Here is a 17,478-nt window from a genome sequence, read left to right on the forward strand (position 1 = left end):
GCGCCCGGCCCGCGAGTGGCGGACCGCACCGCCCCTGCGTTCAGTCGTCGGGGGCGAACCCGGTCGCGCGTCGCACGACGCCGATGTCGAAGCCCCGTCGGATCAGGAACTCGGCGGCCTTACGCCGGCGGTCCTGGTCGGCGGCGCGGAGATCGCCGAAACGGCGCTCGAGCAGCGCCTGGGCGCGCTCGCGCCAGTCGTCCTCGCCATCCTCGGCCAGCGCCGCGAAGGCAGCCTCGACCACGGCGTCGTCGAGTCCGTGGGACTCGAGTTCAACCCGGATCCGCTGCGGGCCGTAGCCACCGCAGGCGCGCGAGCGCGCCAGGCTGATCGCAAACCGGGTGTCGTCCTGCCAGCCTTCGGTGGCCATGCGCTCGACCGCTCGGGCCGCCTCGTCCGCCTCGACGCCGCGCGCGGTCAGCTTGCGCTCGAGCTCCCGGCGCGAGTGTTCGCGCCGGACCAAAAGCCCCAGCGCGCGCTGCGCCGGGGTCGGTTCGGGCCGGGACCTGCGCCGGCCGTCGGAGCCTGAATCCTGCATCGTTCTCCCGTCAGTCGGGCCTCGGCGCCCGCTCTACCCGGTGCCTGCGCGGCTGTCCGCAGGCTCCCGGGACGCCGCCTCAGGCCTCGGCGTCTTCCTGCTCGACCTCTTCCTTCTGCTCCCCGGGCTTCACCACGACCGGTATCAGCTGGGCGCGCACCGCCGCCTCCAGCTTGGCGGCGACCTCGGGGTTCTCCTTCAGGTACTGGCGCGCGTTCTCCTTGCCCTGGCCGATGCGCTCCTTGCCGTAGCTGTACCAGGCACCGGCCTTGTCGACCAGCTTGGCTTCCACGCCCATGTCGATCAGCTCGCCCTCGCGGCTGATGCCCTCGCCGTACAGGATCTCGGTGATGACCTGCTTGAACGGCGGCGCCATCTTGTTCTTGACCACCTTGATCTTGGTCTGGTTGCCGATGATCTCCTCGCCCTTCTTGATCGCGCCGATGCGGCGGATGTCCAGGCGCACCGAGGCGTAGAACTTGAGCGCGTTGCCGCCGGTGGTGGTTTCCGGGCTCTGCCCCGGCATCATGATGCCGATCTTGTGGCGCAGCTGGTTGATGAAGAACACCATGCAGTTGCTGCGCTTGATGTTGCCGGTCAGCTTGCGCAGCGCCTGGCTCATCAGGCGGGCCTGCAGGCCGGGCAGCTGGTCGCCCATTTCGCCCTCGATCTCGGCCCTGGGCGTCAGCGCGGCGACCGAATCGATGACCACCATGTCGACCGCGTTGGAGCGCACCAGCATGTCGGCGATCTCCAGCGCCTGCTCGCCGGTATCCGGCTGCGAGACCAGCAGGTCGTCGATGTTGACGCCCAGCTTGGTGGCGTAGCCGGGATCGAGCGCGTGCTCGGCGTCGATGAAGGCGGCGGTGCCGCCGAGCTTCTGGCACTGCGCGATGGTCTGCAGGGTCAGCGTGGTCTTGCCGGACGACTCGGGGCCGTAGATCTCGACCACGCGGCCCTTGGGCAGGCCGCCGATGCCGAGCGCGATGTCGAGCTGCAGCGAGCCGGTGGGGATCGACTCCACCGCCTGCGCGGTGCCGTCGCCCATGCGCATCACCGAGCCCTTGCCGAACTGCTTCTCGATCTGGGTCAGGGCGGCGGACAGCGCGCGCTTCTTGTTCTCGTCCATCGTGGTGATCCTCTGCGGTGATTGATTCTGGTTGGCGGGCAATCTAGCGGTGGCAGGTCGCACGGGCTGCGACGACCTCGCCCTCATGAACGATTATCGGGATCGGCAGCTGCGATTCCAGCCGCGGACGCCGCCCCGCCCTGTCGGAAAACGCCGCGCCAGGATGCCGGAAAACGATGGCGCGGAAACGCGTCACGACGACTCACCGGTTCGGCCGCACCAGGCCGCAGTACAGGCCCTCGATGGCGAAGTCCTGGTCCGGCAGCACCTCGATCGGCGCGTAGTCGGGGTTGCGGGGCAGCAGGCGGATTCTGTCGCGACCGAGCTTGAGCAGCTTGACGGTGATCTCTTCGTCGATGCGGGCGACGACGATCTGCCCGGAACGGGCATCGGGCGTGCGATGCACGCCGATCAGGTCGCCGTCGAAGATGCCCTCGTCGCGCATCGAGTCGCCCTTCACCTTCAACAGGTAATCCGGCGACGGCGAGAACAGCACACGGTCGAGCACCACGTAATCGTCGGACCCGATGTCGGCCCCGATCGGCGCGCCCGCGGCAACCCGGCCCAGCACCGGCAACCGCAGCGCATCGCCGTCTGCCGCACCGGCCGGATCGAATGGAAGCCTCCGCTGCGGGGCTTCCGGGGTCACCCGCAACCGGATCCCCCGAGCGCGGCCCGGCACGCGCTCGATGGCGCCCGCGGCCTCCAGCGCCTCCAGGTGGTACTGCGCCGCGCGCACGCCGGCGAAGCCGAAGGCGCGGGCGATCTCGGCCTGCGACGGCGGCACGCCCTCGGCCTCGATGCGCTCGGCGATCAGCGCCAGGATGTCGCGTTGAGTGTCGGTCAGCTGCATGGTTAGTAGTAATACTACTAATCGATCAGCCGAGCAAGCCCTCCAGTTCGCGCAGCGCCGCCTCCACGGTCCGCCGGCGCACCTGGTCGCGGTCGCCGTCGAAATGGAATATCTCGGCCCTGGGATAGCGCCCGCGGCGCTTCCAGGCGATCCATACGGTGCCGACCGGCTTGTCCACGGTGCCGCCGCCGGGACCGGCGATCCCGGTCACCGCCACTGCGATGCTGGCGCCCGAGTTCGCCAGCGCGCCGGAGACCATCTCGATCGCGGTCTCACGGCTGACCGCGCCGTGTTCGTCCAGGGTCTGCGGGCGCACGCCGAGCAGCGCCTGCTTGGCCTCGTAGCTGTAGGCGACCATGCCGCAATCGAACCATTCCGACGAACCGGCGATGTCGGTCATCACCTTGGCGATCCAGCCGCCGGTGCAGCTCTCGGCGGTGACCAGCGTGTGGTGGCCGGCGCGCAGTTGCTCGCCGAGTGCCTGCGCCTGCGCGCGCAGCGCGTCTTCGGGGGGTCCGTGCATCGTGCGGCTTCGAGTCGGGGGAACGCCTTTGTAGCCGATTTCGGCGTCGGCGTGGCCGCACAAGGAAAAGCCCGCGCATCACGGGGATGCGCGGGCGGCTTGTGGCTCGCGCGATCGCAACCTAGTAGCGCAGCCGGAAGGTCACCCCGTAGGTCGCCGGCGCGCCGAGGAACGCGTTGTAGGTATTGAGCGGATCGCCCGGCTGCGGCGAGCCGACCGCCTGCAGCGGGCCGTCGAAGCCGACCTGCACGTAGTCCTCGTCGAAGATGTTCTGCCCCCACAGCTCGACCATCCAGCGCCGGTCGCGGGCGCCGAAGCCCAGGCGTGCGTTGACCACGGTGAACGCATCCTGATGCTTCTCGGCATCGAGGTCGGAGCCGGTGTTGAACTCGGACATGTACTTGGCGCCGATGTTGAAGCGCGCCAGCAGCCGGTCGCCGACATCCCATTCGTAGGTCGCCGAGCCCGAACCCGACCAGTACGGCGCGAACGGCATGCGCGCGCCCGGCAGCTTGTAGAGCGCGCCGGCCGGCGCCTCGAAGTCCGCCCCGGGGATGTCGTCGCCGAAGCGCGTGTCCGCATACATCAGCCCGCCCTGCAGCGTCAGCCCGCGCACCGCGGCCGGCTGCCACAGGACTTCGGTGTCGATGCCCTGCGACACGACCTCGGGGATCGAGCGCACCACGAAGCTGGTGCCGAGGAAGCTGTTGAGCTGGAAGTCGTCGTAGGTCTGGTGGAACAGCGTGGCGTTGACCAGCAGGTTGCCCCCGGCCCAGGTGGTGCGGACGCCGAGCTCGTAACTGTCGACGAACTCGCCCGGGAACGAAGTGTCGTCGACCGGAACGATCCCGGGACCGCCGCTGGACAGCCCATTGGACGACTGCACGCGGTCGAGATTGAAGCCGCCGCCCTTGTAGCCGCGGGCGGCCGAGAGGTAGGTCATCAGCGTCTCGTTCCAGCGATACGCCGCCTTGAGCGTGCCGGACCATTCCTTCTCCTCGCGTTCCTGCCTGGTCATGCGGCCGTGGTGCAGGGCATTCGCCCATGGCAGACACATGAAGCCCGCCACCTGCGGCGCCACGGCGCCCAGGATCTGCGCCTGCACCTCCGGCGGCAGCGCGGCGATCGGCACGCCGCGCGCGGTCAGCGCCGCCGCGACCCGGCCGGCCGGGTTCGCCAGCACGCTGCCGCAGCCGATGCTGCCGTTGGGATTGCTGTAGACCGAGGTCAGCTCCTTCTTCTCGCGCGTGTAGCGCAGGCCGAGGGTGAGGTCGAGCGCGTCGGTCGCGTGCCAGGTGTTGTTGGTGAAGATCGCCTGGCTCTTCGCGCTCTGCTCGTGGCGGTCGAGCGCGCCGAGCCCGGTGAAATTCGTGCCGAACGGCTGTCCGCTCACCTGCGACATGAAGGTCGCGGGGTTCGCGGTATCCACCACGATGCCCAGCGGCGCCAGCTGCGCCGCCAGCCCGCCCAACACCTGGTTGCCGACCAGGGTGGACAGGTACGGCTCGTAGTGGGCGCCGATGCGATACGAGTCGTTGCGGTCCAGGTCCTCGTCGGAATAGAAGAAGCCGACCATCCAGTCCACGCGGTCGGTGGCGCCGGTCAGGCGGAATTCCTGGCTGAAGGTGTCGAAGCCGCTGAACGACTCGTTCGGATCGGCGTTGCGGTAGATCAGGTCCGCGGTGGTGAAGTCGAAGTCCAGGCCGTTGATCGCCTGCCACTCGCGTTGCGCGGTGATCGAGGTCAGGGTGGCGCCGCCGAACCACGGCGTTTCCCAATCGACCTGGGCCGAGACGCCCTTGTCCTTGATGTCCTGCGAGGTCGAGCGGTTGCTGTAGGCGATCCGTGCGTACGGGTCCGCCGGCATCGCGATCGCATTGCCGCCGCCGAGCGCATCGATGATCGGCGCGGTGCCGCCGGTCACCAGTTGCACGGCGGTGCAGCAGTTCTCCTCGCGGCTGGTGTAGTCGGCCGAGAACTGGATGTCGAGCGTCTCGGTCGGCTCGAACAGCAGTTTGCCGCGCAGGGTGTGGTAGTTCTGGTCGTAGTCCTCGGTGTCGGTGCGCGGACCGGCGCCGGTGCGCACGTCCATCCAGCCGTCGCGCTTGCGCTTGGCCGCGTAGACGCTGAAGGCTGCGTTGTCGCTGAGGGCATCGTTGTAGGATCCCGATACGCCGAGCGCGCCGTAGTTGCCGGCAGTGACCTCGCCCTCGACGCTCTGGGTGTAGCTGGGGCGCCGGGTCACCACGTTGATGACGCCGGCCGAGGTGTTCTTGCCGAACACCGTGCCCTGCGGGCCCTTGAGCACCTCGATGCGCTCGATCTCGCCGAGGTCGCCGAAGCCGACGCTGTTGCGCGGCCGGTAGACGCCGTCGATCACCACGCCCACCGACGACTCCAGGCCGACGTTGTCGCCGACGGTGCCAATGCCGCGGATGCGGGCGGTGGTGATCGCCTCGTTCTGGGTGCTGGTCACGGTCAGGCCGGGCACCAGCACCTGCATGTCCTTGATGTCGCGCACGCCGGTATCGCGCACCAGCTGCTCGTCCATCACCGTGACCGAGATCGGCACATCCTGCAGCGCTTCCTCGCGCTTCTGCGCGGTCACGACCATCGTGGCCAGGGTGGTCGGTTCGTCGTCGCGCGTCTCGCCGGCAGGTGACGCCTCCTGCGCCTGTGCGACCGGGACCTGCGACATCGACACCAGGGCCGCCAGGACCGCGGCGGCGAGGAGCTTGTATTGCGGATGCTGTGAACTCATGGCGTCCCCCTAACCGTAGATGATCGTTGAACCACGAAGGCCTTGACCCGTCGAAGCAACGGCATGCAGGTACCGGGCGAGTGGATCGTCCGGAGGCGGCGGAGACCGGTGTGGGGGACTGGTCGTGCCCGCCGCCATCACCTGCATTGACGGAAACCTAACATAGTTCCGGATGTCCGCGTACGTGCCCGACGGCCCGGAGGAATGCGCCGTCGCGGCGCCGTCGTGCCGCCTCAGATCAGGGCGAAGGCGGGCAGACCGAGCACCCCCAGCAGCAGCGCGGCAGCCGCCAGCCAGCGCGCCGCGCGCGGCCGCCAGGCGTGCGCCGTCACCCAGCCCAGCGCCGTCAGCGAAAGCAACACGGCCCAGAGCACCGGTCCGAACTCGGTCTCCGCCCCATGCATCGCCACCGCCAACGCGGCCGCCAGCAGCAGCCAGCCGGCGACGGCGAACGCGCGGCGACGGCCGCGCGTGCCCTCGCTGCCGAAACCCGACGCATGCTGCCGCGCCTGTCCGTAGCACAGGCCGGCCCAGGCGGCGACCAGCAGGGCGGCGCAGACCGCCGCGGTCATGCCTGGCGCTCCACGCCCCGGCCCGTCCGCCGGGCCAGCCACGCGAACGCCGCCGCCAGTCCCAGTATCGTCAGGTCGACCGTCGCCATAGCGAGATCGCCGCCACCGAGCGTGACCGGCAGCGACGCGGCCGGCGCCGCGAACAGCGACAGCACCGGTACCGCGAACAGCAGCACCGCGGTGGCGGCGAACAGGTCGCGCCAGGGGCGACCGCGCGCCAGGCGCAGCCCGGCCCACAGCGCCGCACCGATCCAGGCGCCGCAGAAGATCCCGATCTCCCAGGCACGGCGGCCCTCCAGCGTCGCCGGCAGCAGGCGATTGGCCCACAGCATCGCGGCGATCGCCAGCGGCATGCCGGCGATCACGCCGGCATTGAGCCAGCGCACCAGGCCGTAGCCGGAGCGCACCCCGGCCTCGGCGACGCGGCGCGCGCGCTTTTCCACCCACACCTGCATGCCACAGGCCAGCATCACGCAGCCGGCCAGGCCGAGCACGAAGTACAGCCAGCGGTACAGCGCGCCGCCGAACTGCACCATGTGCAGGCCGCCGAGGAACATGTAGGTGTGATACGCCCCGCCCGGCTCGGGCCCGTCGCCCAGGTGCCGGCCGGTGACGCCGTCGTAATAGGCGGTGCGGTGGTTCCAGGCGACGTGGCGGCTGTGGTCGAGGCCGACGCTGACCACCTGCGAGGCGTCGTTGGGATGCTCCACGCCGACCAGCCACGGCGCGCCGCCCAGGCGCTCGCGGGCATCCGCGATCATCGCGTCCAGCGGCGCGCGCGCCGGCGGCGGTCGATGCACCTCCTCCCGGTGCGGGTGCGGCGCGAGCTCGTCGAACAGCTTCTCCACATCGCCGCCGTAGGCGGCCTGCAGTCCGGCGAACATGTACGAGGAGACGAAGATCGCCACCCCGGTGTAGGCGATCATCAGGTGGAACGGCAGCGCCACCACGCCGGTGAGGTTATGGCCGTCGAGCCAGGCGCGCTGGCCTCCGCCACGGAAGCGGAACAGGAACAGGTCCTTGAAGATGCGCCGGTGGATGATCACTCCAGACACGATCGCCACCAGCATCAGCATGCCGGCCAAGCCGACTAGGTACATGCCGAGGGTTCCGGCATGCAGGTTGTAGTGCAGGGTGAAGAAGAAATCGCCGCCGGCGGTGTCCTGCAGCGGTGCGCCGTTGGCGGCATCGTAGGCGTGCACGTCGTAAGTGCCGTCGAGGTACCAGGCGCCGGCCTTGATCGCCGGGAAGCGCGGGTGCGGCAGGTACAGGAACCAGGCATGCGCGTCGGGATCGCTCTCCAGCATGCTCGCCGCCACCGCGTCCATCGCCGGCTCGGCGGGTGCCGCGGCCGGGATCCCGGGCCGCATCCAGCGGTCGAGCTCGGCATCGAAGCAGGCGATGGTGCCGCCGACGAAGATCACGAACAGCAGCCAGCCGGTCACCAGACCGGCCCAGGTATGCAGCCACGCCATGCTTTGCGACAGGCTTGCCTTCATACCGCTTTCCTGCGGCAATCGGTAACGGCGCCGGCCCCGGGCCGGCGCAGCACTTCGCTGCGCAAAGCGCTGCTTGCGCCATGCTTCCACGACCCCCGCATCGGTGCTGCGCACCGATGCCGCCCCCTTGACTCAGGGAGGCTATCAGGTGGGCTTTTCGGGCTCCTGTGCATATGGGTCGTCATGGCCGTGCGGTGAAATCCGGGAACAGCAACGCTGGCGCGTACAGGGCGGCGCCGGCGAGCAGCAGGACGCACCAGGCGCGCCAGGTGCTCTTGGCCGCGAATGCGTACAGCGCCGCCGTCGTCCACACCGCGAAGCACAGTAGGCTGGCGGCGGTGACGCGGCCGGGACGGTCGAACGGCAGTGCCAGGGTCAGGAACGCGGTCGCACCCCAGGCCGTCCAGTAGCCGGCGAACAGCGCCGCCAGGATGCGCGACACGGCGGTCCATGCGGGAACGCCATTGCGCTTGCGGCGGGCGGGCTTCGCTGGCATGTCGGCGGGCATGGCGGGCTCGGCGACGCTCACCAGCGGTAGCGCACGGTGAAGTCGACGCGGCGCCCATAGCCGCGGTAGCAACTGAGCTCGGTGCAGCCGATGTCGTATTCGCGGTCGGCCAGGTTGCTGCCGGTCAGCGAGAACGTCCACGCCTGCCACGGGTAGTGGATCGCGGCGTCGAACACCGTGTAGGACGGGGTATCGACGTCGAGCCGCTCGCCGGTGGTCAGCGAAGCGGTGGTGGCGATGGTCGACTCGCCGACATGGCGCACGCCGGCACCGATGTTCAACCCGTCCAGCGCGCCGCCGGAAAAGGTGTAGTCGAGGTAGGTGGCCAGGGAGTACTCCGGGATCCGCGGCAGCGGCGCGCCGGTCGGCTGCGCGGCGTCGCCCCGCAGGGTGTCGGTGTCGAGCAGCGTGGCCGCCAGCACCAGGCGCGTGTCCGGCGCGATCATGGTGTTGGCCTCGGCCTCGAAGCCGCGCGAGCGCACCTCGCCCACCTGGCTGCGCACGGCCGGATTGTCCGGATCGCCGATCACCATGTTCTGCTTGCGCAGGTCGAACACCGCCGCGCTGAGCAGCACGTCGGCGCCGACCGGCTGCCAGCGTGCACCGATCTCGAACTGGCGACCGGTCTCCGGCTCGAAGGCGCGGCCGCTGACCGGGTCGCTGCTGTTGACCGGCTGGAAGCTCTCGCTCCAGCCGATGTACGGCGCGAACCCGCCCTCGCCCATGTAGACCAGGCCGGCGCGGCCGGAGAAGGCTTCGTCGTCGAAGCCGGAGCCGCCGAACGCACTGGCCGAGTCGGTCTTCGCGAAGTCGTAGCGCCCGCCCAGCAACAACACCCAGCGCTCGTCGAAGCGGATGTGATCCTGCAGGTAGAAGCCGAGCTGGCGGGCGGTGACTTCGGTCAGGGACTGGACCGGCGTTGCGGTCGGCCGTCCGTACACCGGGTCGACCACATCGAGATTCGGCACCAGCCCATCGCCGTAGCCGGCATAGCCGCTGTTCTCGTGGTTCTCCACCTTGCGGTAGTCGATGCCGGCCAGCACGGTGTGCCGGACTCGCCCGTCGCCGAGTTTCGCCTGCAACGCGGTATCGACCACCACGCCCTTCGAGGTCTCGTCGACCGCGAGGTTGGCACGGGTCACCTCCCGGGGATTGGCGGCATCGATGCCGAGCAGGTAATGCGAGCGGTACTCGAGATCGGTGCGGTTGTAGCGCGCGTTCTGCCGCAGCGTGAACATGTCGTTGAAACGGTGCTCGAAACTCCAGCCGAAGGTGCGGTACTCGGGATCGAAGCGGTCGAAGTCCGGCTCACCGATGAAGCGCGAGCGCGGAATGTCGACGCTGACGCCCTGCTCCGCCAGCAGGCCGCGCAGATAAGGCGCGATCGTCACCGAATTGCCCTCGCGCGAGCGCACCTTCTGCCAGGTCGCCTGCAGGTCGAGGGTGCTGCGCTCGCCCTGCCAGCGCAGCGACGGCATCAGCAGCCACTTGTCGGTGAAGTTGTAGTCCACCTCGGTCTCGCTCTCGCCGGACAGGGCGACCAGGCGGTAGCGCCAGCCGCTGTCCGTGCCGCCGAGTGCGCCGTTGAGGTCGGTGCGCAGCTCGCGGCGGTCGTGCATGCCCACGGAGGCGGCGATCTCGTTGCCGGCGTCCGGGTCCGGGCGCTTGCTGACCAGATTGATCAGGCCGCCCGGGCTACCGGCGCCGTACATCACCCCAGCCGGACCCTTGAGCACCTCGATGCGCTGGAATGCGTACGGGTCGATGCGCGGAACGGCGAAGGTCGCGCCCTGCTGCGACAGGCCGTCGCGGTACAGGTCGTACACGGTCTGGAAGCCGCGCACGTCGATCCAGTCGTAGCGCTGGTCGTAGCCGTACGGCAGGCTGGTGCCGGCCGAGTAGCGCAGCGCCTCCTCGACCGTCTGCGCACCGCGGCGCTCCATCTGGTCGCGGGTCACCACGCTCACCGACTGCGGCGTCTCGCGCAGCGGCACGTCCATCTTCGTGCCGACGCGGCCGCCCTCAGCGTCGTCGATGCGGGTGGCCTTGACCTCGAGCCGGTCGAGATCGGTGACCTGCAACGCGGCCTCACCCGCAGCCGCGGTCTCCGCCAGCGCAGGACCGGCCACCAGCAGCGCCGGAATGATCACCAGCGTCAGCGGCGCGACGGAAGCAAGGATGTGCCAATGGCGACGGGCGGAAACGGTTGCGACAGGCTCGGGCATGGCGATCCAGACATGGTGGGGAGATCAGGACCTGTCTGGCTGGCGATGCGCGCGGCTGAGGTCAGAGGTGCCATATTGTATCGAGACTAATTCGCATTTGAAAACAGTTCCCATCTTCCCCCGCGGGGCGGAAGCTCATGCGATGTCGGATCGCAGCGCCTACGGGCCGCCGGACCGGTTCATGCGCCCTGCCCCGTCGTGCGCGCAGGCGGCGGCAGCGCCAGCGCGATCAGCGCCGCCGCGGTCACGAACAATGCCGATATCCACAGGCAGGCAACCAGCCCGGCCGCCTGGTACACCCAGCCCGACAGCACCGTGCCGACCAGCCGTCCCATGGCATTGGCCATGTAGTAGAAACCGACGTCGAGCGACACGCCGTCCTCGCGCGCGTAGCTGACGATCAGGTAGCTGTGCAGCGCCGAGTTGACTGCGAACAGCACGCCGAACAGCGCCAGGCCCGCGACCAGCACCGTCTGCGGCGGCCAGCCGGACAGCAGCAGCGCGATCCCGGCCGGCACCACCGCCAGCGCCGCCGCCCAGCCGAACGCGGCGCCACGCCCCGGCAGCTGCCGCGGATCGCGCCCGGTGAAGCGCGGCGCCGACGCCTGCACGATGCCGTAGCCGATCACCCAGGTCGCGAGGAAGGCGCCGACCTGCCAGTGGTCCCAGTCCAGCACGCTGGCCAGGAACACCGGCAGCGCCACCACGAACCAGACGTCGCGCGCGCCGAACAGGAACAGCCGCGCCGCCGACAGCACGTTGATCGCGCGGCTCTTGGAGAACACCTGGCGGAACTTCGGCACCGCCCTGGCCCGGCCCAGGTCGCGCCGCAGCAGCGCCAGGCTGGCGATCCACACCAGCGCCAGCGCGGCCGCCATCGCCAGCACCGAGCCGCGGAAGCCGAGCCAGGTCAGCAGACCGCCGCCGAGGAAGAAGCCGACGCCCTTGAGCGCGTTCTTGGAGCCGGTCAGCGCCGCCACCCAGCGGTACAGGGTGCCCTGCGCGCCGTCGGCGACCAGCAGCTTGACGCTGCTCTTGGCGCTCATCTTGTTGAGGTCCTTGGCGATGCCCGACAGCGCCTGCGTGGCCATCACCAGCGGCACCGTCAGCCATGCGGTCGGCACCGCCAGCACCGCCAGCGCGACGACCTGCAGGGCGAGGCCGATGTTCATCGTGCGGTTCAAGCCGATGCGCGCGCCCAGCCAGCCGCCGACCAGGTTCGTCACCACGCCGAAGATCTCGTAGAACAGGAACAGCAGCGCGATCTGCAGCGGCTCGTAGCCGAGCTGGTGGAAATGCAGCACCACCAGCATGCGCAGCGCGCCGTCGGTCAGGGTGAAGGCCCAGTAGTTGCCGGTGACCAGTGCGTACTGGCGGAGGTTGGGCGGCGGCGTTCCGGGCAGCGATGGCGATTGCGTCTGCATCATTCGAACTCCGGAAATATTTTTGGGCGGATCGCTTGCCGGCGGCTATTGCTCCGCTGATTTGGTCCCGGAGCCCGCACCCCGTAGAGCGGAGCTTGCTCCGCTGCTCTCGGCTCGGGAGCCTGCATAGCCGAGCAAGCTCGGCTCTACGGTCCGGTGATCAGGATTCCGCCGCCGGGCCAGGCACGTCGGCCCGCCCCACCTTGAGCGCCAGCTCGGCGGTGCGATTCACGTAGCCCCATTCGTTGTCGTACCAGGCATACACCTTGACCTGGGTGCCGTCGATCACCCGCGTCGAGAGCGCATCGACGATCGACGAGCGCGGATCGGTGCGGTAGTCGATCGACACCAGCGGGCGCTCCTCGTAGCCGAGGATTCCGGCCAGCGGCGCGGACGCCGCGGCATCGCGGAACAGCGCATTGACCTCCTCCACCGTGGTGGCGCGCGCCACCTCGAATACGCAGTCGGTCAGCGAGGCATTGGTCAGCGGCACCCGCACGGCGATGCCGTCCAGGCGCCCGCGCAGCTCCGGGAAGATCTCGGCGATCGCTGTGGCCGAACCGGTGGAAGTCGGGATCAGGCTGCTGCCGCAGGCGCGCGCGCGGCGCGGATCCTTGTGCGCGGCATCGACGATCGTCTGGGTGTTGGTCAGCGAGTGGATGGTGGTGATGCTGCCGTGGCGGATGCCGAGGCCTTCATGCAAGACCTTGACCACCGGCGCCAGGCAGTTGGTGGTGCACGAGGCGGCGGTGACGATGCGGTGCACGACCGGATCGAACAGGTGGTCGTTGACCCCGACCACGGTGTCGAGCACGCCGGCCTCCTTGACCGGCGCGGTCACCACCACCCGCGCCACGCCCTGGTCGAGGTAGGGCTGCAGCGCGGCCTTTTTCCTGAACCTGCCGGAGGCCTCGATCACCACGTCGCAGCCGGACCAGTCGCCGTCGGCGATCTCGCGGTTGCGGCCGACCGGGATGCGGCGGTCGTCGACGATCAGGGCGTCGCCGTCGTGCCGCACGTCGCGGTGCCAGCGGCCGTGCACCGAGTCGAACGCCAGCAGGTGCGCGAACTGCGCCGCGTCGGCGGCCGGGTCGTTGATGCGCACGAACTCGAGCGCCTGTGCGAGGTCGTCGCGCTCCAGCGCCGCGCGCAGGGTCAGCCGGCCCATGCGGCCGAATCCGTTGATGCCGATCTTGAGGGTCATTCGCGGGAGCTCCGGTCAGGAATGCGGGAATTGCAGAGCTGGTGTTCTTCCCTGTGGGAGTGGCGGCGGCACGCCGCCGCCGGGAAGTCGCGACATCGCGTGAATCGGATGCTCCGCAGGCATCGCGACCTCCCGGCGGCGGCGTGCCGCCGCCACTCCCACAGGGAGTCGTCCCCGCCGCTGGCCAAAAAGGGATTCGCCGCCCGGGCCCGCGATCGTCACCGCCGCTCCTGCCTCGGCGCGCACAACTCCGGGTCGCCGCCGCAACAGTTCTCGGTGAGATAGCCGACCAGGCCCTGCATCGCCGCGAAATCGGCGCGGTAGGTGATGCTGCGGCCGTTCTGCTCGGCCTCGATCAGTCGGGCCTGCGCCAGGGTCCTGAGGTGGAACGACAGCGTGGTCGCGGCGATGCCGACCCCCTCGGCAAGTTCGCCGGGCGTGGCCCCGTCGGGGCCGAGCTCGACCAGACGGCGGAACACGGCCAACCGCGACTTCTGCGCCAGCGCGGACAGGGCATCGAGGGCGGCATCGGTCTTCATATTTCGATGATACTGGAATTATAGATATGAATGAAGTCGCAGGCGCGGCCTCGAACCGGGCTCGGCCGTTCGGCTTTCAAGGTAACGAGAGCAACCCGCCGCGATGCGGCCGCAAGCGGGGAAATACCGTGATCCGGACGCAATGTCGCCGCAGTCGAACTCGGCCTGGAATCAATCAGGTGCCGCCCTGGCCGCGTACGGTGGCCAGTTCGCGCCGGGCGCTAGCCAGCACGCGCAACGCCGAACGCAGGAACAGCAGCAGCAGGGCACCGGCGACCACCAGGTCCGGCCAGCCGCTGCCGAACAGCCACACGCCCGCTGCGGCGGCGAACACCGCCACGCCTTCCCAGACATCGTTGCGCGAGCACTCCCACACCGAGGCCATGTTGACATCGCCGTGCCGGTACGGCGACAGCAGCCACAGGCACGTCGCGTTGGCGGCGAGGTTGAGCAGCGCGGCCACGCCCATGGCCTCGAACAGCGGCACCGCCGGATGCGCCAGGCGCCAGGCGATCTGCACGCCGACCGCGACCGCCGCCGCCAGGATCAGCAGCCCCTTGAACACCGCCACGCGCGCCTTCGCCCGGAGGCTCGCGCCGACCACCGCCAGGCTCAGCCCATAGGTCAGCGCGTCGCCGAGATTGTCCAGCCCGCCCGACAGCAGCGACGACGAGCGCGCCAGGATCGCCGCCGTCACCATCATCAGGAAGGTCGCCGCGTTGATCGCGAGCACTGTGATCAGCACCCGCTTCTGCCGCGCCTCCAGGGCCCGGACCTCGATCGTCTTGCCGCAGCAGGAATCGGCCATCTCACATCGCAGGATACGCGGTGCGCACCTGCGATGCCCTCCACGGCCGGGTGCCGGCAGCGCGGTCGTGCTGGCGCCGCAGATGAAAGCCGCGGCGAGGGCACCCGATTCCCCACCGAGAGCGCCCGCTACAATGTCCGCCGCCCCGAGACGCCCCCTGCAGATGCCCAAGAGCGCCGTACAGACGCCCGAACAGACGCCACTCATGCGCCAGTTCTTCGCCGCCAAGGCGGAGCACCCGGACGTGCTGCTGTTCTTCCGCATGGGCGACTTCTACGAGCTGTTCTACGACGACGCGCGCAAGGCGGCGCGGCTGCTCGACATCACCCTGACCCAGCGCGGCGCCTCGGGCGGGCAGCCGATCCCGATGGCAGGCGTGCCGCACCACGCGGCGGAAGGCTACCTGGCGCGGCTGGTGGCGCTGGGCGAGTCGGTGGCGATCTGCGAGCAGATCGGCGACCCGGCCGCCAGCAAGGGCCTGGTCGAGCGCAAGGTGGTGCGCATCGTCACCCCCGGCACGGTGACCGACGAGGCGTTGCTGGACGAACGCCGCGACACCCTGCTGCTGGCGCTGGCGCGGTCCGGCACGTCGTCCAAAGGCCGGGGCTACGGCCTGGCCTGGGCCGACCTGGCCGGCGGCCGTTTCCTGGTCAACGAGGTCGCCAACGACGACCAGCTCGAGGCCGAACTCTCGCGCCTGGATCCGGCCGAACTGCTGTTGCCCGACGAAGAAGGCTGGCCGTCGTTCCTGGCCGCGCGCAAGGGCGTGCGCCGGCGCGCGCCGTGGCTGTTCGACGCCGACAGCGGCCGCCGCCAGCTGCTGCAGTTCTTCGGGCTGCACGACCTGACCGGTTTCGGCCTGGAGGACCGGCCGCGCGCCATCGCCGCCGCCGGCGCCCTGCTCGGCTACGTCGAGGAGACGCAGAAGCAGCGCCTGCCGCACCTGACCGCGATCGCGGTCGAGACCGGCGACGGCGCGATCGCGATGAACGCCGCCACCCGCCGCCATCTCGAGCTCGACACCCGCGTCGACGGCGAGCACCGCCATACCCTGCTCGGCGTGCTCGACAGCACGGTCACGCCGATGGCCGGACGCCTGCTGCGGCGCTGGCTGCACCGGCCGCTGCGCGACCGCGGTGTGCTCGGCGAGCGCCATCATGCCGTCGCCACGCTGATCGACAACCGCGCCGACGACGACCTGCGTGAACGTTTCCGCGCCCTGGGCGACCTCGAGCGCATCCTCTCGCGCATCGCCCTGCGCTCGGCGCGGCCGCGCGACCTGTCCACCCTGCGCGACGGCCTGGCGATGCTGCCGGAACTGCGTTCATTGCTGGCGCCGCTCGATTCGCCGCGCCTGCAGGTCCTGGCCGAAAGCCTGGGCGAGCACGCCGCCGAAGCGCACTTGCTGGCGACTGCGCTGGTCGAGCATCCGCCGGTGCTGGCCCGCGACGGCGGCGTCTTCGCCGCCGGCCATGACGTCGAACTGGACGAGCTGCGCGCGCTCAGCGGCAACGCCGACCAGTTCCTGGTCGACCTGGAGGCGCGCGAGCGCGCGGCCAGCGGCATCCCGACCCTGAAGCTCGGCTACAACCGCGTCCACGGCTACTACATCGAGATCAGCAAGGCGCAGGCCGGCAGGGCGCCGACGCACTATACCCGCCGCCAGACGCTGACCAATGCCGAACGCTACATCACCGAGGAACTGAAACAGTTCGAGGACAAGGTGCTGTCGGCGCGCGAGCGCGCACTGGCGCGCGAACGGCTGCTGTACGAACAGCTGCTCGACGCCCTCAACGCACGGCTCGACGCGCTGAAGCAGTGTGCCGCGGCGCTGAGCGAACTCGATGTGCTGGTCGCCTTCGCCGAACGCGCGCAGGCGCTGGACTGGTCGCGGCCGCAGCTGACCGCCGAGCCCGGCCTGCGCATCGAGCGCGGACGCCACCCGGTGGTGGAGGCGGTGCGCGACGAGCCGTTCGAACCCAACGACCTGATCCTCGACGACGACCGCCGCATGCTGGTGATCACCGGCCCGAACATGGGTGGCAAGAGCACCTACATGCGGCAGAACGCGCTGATCGTGCTGCTGGCGCACATCGGCAGCTTCGTCCCGGCGGCGCGCGCGGCGATCGGTCCGATCGACCGCATCCTGACGCGGATCGGTGCGGGCGACGACCTCGCCCGCGGCCAGTCGACCTTCATGGTCGAGATGAGCGAGACCAGCTACATCCTGCACCACGCCACCGACCAGTCGCTGGTGCTGATGGACGAGATCGGCCGCGGCACCTCGACCTACGACGGCCTGGCGCTGGCCGAGGCCTGCGCGCGGCACCTGGCGAGCGCGAACCGCAGCTACACCCTGTTCGCCACCCACTACTTCGAACTCACCGCGCTCGCCGCGCCAGGCAGCGGCGTGGCCAACGTGCACCTCGACGCGGTCGAGCACGGGGACTCGCTGGTGTTCATGCATGCGGTCAAGGAAGGACCCGCAGACCGCAGCTTCGGCCTGCAGGTCGCCGCGCTGGCGGGGCTGCCGAAATCGGTCGTCGGCGACGCCCGCGGCCGCCTGGCCGAACTGGAGCAGCGCGGCCACGAAACCCAGGCCGCCGCGATGCGGCCGCAGGCGCTGGACGGCCCGCAACAGATCGGCCTGTTCGCACCGTCGTCCGCGGCGCTGGAAGCGCTGGCCGCGCTGGATCCCGACGAACTGACACCGAAGCAGGCGCTGGAAGCGCTGTACCGCCTGAAATCCCTGACCTGACGCGGCCGACGTTTGCCGTCCACCGTTCTCGTAGAGCGGAGCTTGCTCCGCTGCTCCCGGCTCCGGAGCCCGCGCAGCCGAGCAAGCTCGGCTCTACGACGTCGGCTCCGGAGCCAGCGCAGCCGAGCAAGCTCGGC

The 17,478-nt window shown here is 69.9% G+C and carries 14 protein-coding genes; 1 reads left to right on the forward strand and 13 read right to left on the reverse strand.

The features are described from left to right. Window positions 1–40: 40 nt before the first annotated feature. From AB5T46_RS07020 to AB5T46_RS07080, 13 genes are all read right to left on the reverse strand, one after another. Entirely contained in the window at window positions 41–538 is a 498-nt protein-coding gene (locus AB5T46_RS07020) for a regulatory protein RecX (RefSeq protein ID WP_370563176.1), read from the reverse strand. Window positions 539–617: 79 nt separating this feature from the next. Then, complete coding sequence (gene recA, locus AB5T46_RS07025) at window positions 618–1,667, reverse strand: recombinase RecA (protein WP_370563177.1); 1,050 nt, start codon at window positions 1,665–1,667, stop codon at window positions 618–620. A 202-nt stretch (window positions 1,668–1,869) separates the two neighbouring features. Next, window positions 1,870–2,520 carry a transcriptional repressor LexA gene (gene lexA, locus AB5T46_RS07030; RefSeq protein WP_370563178.1) on the reverse strand — a complete coding sequence of 217 codons (651 nt, stop codon included), beginning with the start codon at window positions 2,518–2,520 and terminating at the stop codon, window positions 1,870–1,872. Between the two features lie 25 nt (window positions 2,521–2,545). Continuing rightward, window positions 2,546–3,043, reverse strand: coding sequence for a CinA family protein (locus AB5T46_RS07035; RefSeq protein ID WP_370563179.1), 498 nt, complete (start codon window positions 3,041–3,043; stop codon window positions 2,546–2,548). Window positions 3,044–3,164: 121 nt separating this feature from the next. Continuing rightward, entirely contained in the window at window positions 3,165–5,804 is a 2,640-nt protein-coding gene (locus tag AB5T46_RS07040; RefSeq protein WP_370563180.1) for a TonB-dependent receptor, read from the reverse strand. Window positions 5,805–6,037: 233 nt separating this feature from the next. After that, a complete protein-coding gene (locus AB5T46_RS07045) occupies window positions 6,038–6,376 on the reverse strand; it encodes a DUF3325 family protein (RefSeq protein WP_370563182.1) in 339 nt (112 codons plus the stop codon). Continuing rightward, window positions 6,373–7,875 carry a PepSY-associated TM helix domain-containing protein gene (locus AB5T46_RS07050; protein WP_370563184.1) on the reverse strand — a complete coding sequence of 501 codons (1,503 nt, stop codon included), beginning with the start codon at window positions 7,873–7,875 and terminating at the stop codon, window positions 6,373–6,375. The genes AB5T46_RS07045 and AB5T46_RS07050 overlap by 4 nt, the downstream gene beginning before the upstream one ends. 181 nt (window positions 7,876–8,056) lie before the next feature. Further along, window positions 8,057–8,383 (reverse strand): DUF3649 domain-containing protein, encoded by a 327-nt coding sequence (locus tag AB5T46_RS07055; RefSeq protein ID WP_370563185.1) that lies wholly within the window; start codon window positions 8,381–8,383, stop codon window positions 8,057–8,059. A gap of 17 nt (window positions 8,384–8,400) precedes the next feature. Next, complete coding sequence (locus tag AB5T46_RS07060; RefSeq protein WP_370563186.1) at window positions 8,401–10,608, reverse strand: TonB-dependent siderophore receptor; 2,208 nt, start codon at window positions 10,606–10,608, stop codon at window positions 8,401–8,403. A 179-nt stretch (window positions 10,609–10,787) separates the two neighbouring features. After that, window positions 10,788–12,035 carry an organoarsenical effux MFS transporter ArsJ gene (gene arsJ / locus AB5T46_RS07065; RefSeq protein WP_370563188.1) on the reverse strand — a complete coding sequence of 416 codons (1,248 nt, stop codon included), beginning with the start codon at window positions 12,033–12,035 and terminating at the stop codon, window positions 10,788–10,790. Between the two features lie 157 nt (window positions 12,036–12,192). After that, window positions 12,193–13,236, reverse strand: a complete 1,044-nt coding sequence (locus AB5T46_RS07070) for an ArsJ-associated glyceraldehyde-3-phosphate dehydrogenase (protein WP_370563190.1) — start codon at window positions 13,234–13,236, stop codon at window positions 12,193–12,195. Window positions 13,237–13,454: 218 nt separating this feature from the next. Beyond that, the gene (locus AB5T46_RS07075) at window positions 13,455–13,775 is read right to left on the reverse strand and encodes an ArsR/SmtB family transcription factor (protein ID WP_370563191.1); all 321 of its coding nucleotides are present in this window, start codon (window positions 13,773–13,775) and stop codon (window positions 13,455–13,457) included. 175 nt (window positions 13,776–13,950) lie between these two features. Continuing rightward, the gene (locus tag AB5T46_RS07080) at window positions 13,951–14,583 is read right to left on the reverse strand and encodes a cation transporter (protein ID WP_370563192.1); all 633 of its coding nucleotides are present in this window, start codon (window positions 14,581–14,583) and stop codon (window positions 13,951–13,953) included. A gap of 163 nt (window positions 14,584–14,746) precedes the next feature. Between AB5T46_RS07080 and mutS the strand changes: the two genes are divergently transcribed. Next, window positions 14,747–17,341, forward strand: coding sequence for a DNA mismatch repair protein MutS (gene mutS / locus AB5T46_RS07085; RefSeq protein ID WP_370563194.1), 2,595 nt, complete (start codon window positions 14,747–14,749; stop codon window positions 17,339–17,341). Window positions 17,342–17,478 lie beyond the last annotated feature (137 nt).

Source organism: Luteimonas salinilitoris, from assembly GCF_041300785.1.
GTDB lineage: Bacteria > Pseudomonadota > Gammaproteobacteria > Xanthomonadales > Xanthomonadaceae > Luteimonas > Luteimonas salinilitoris.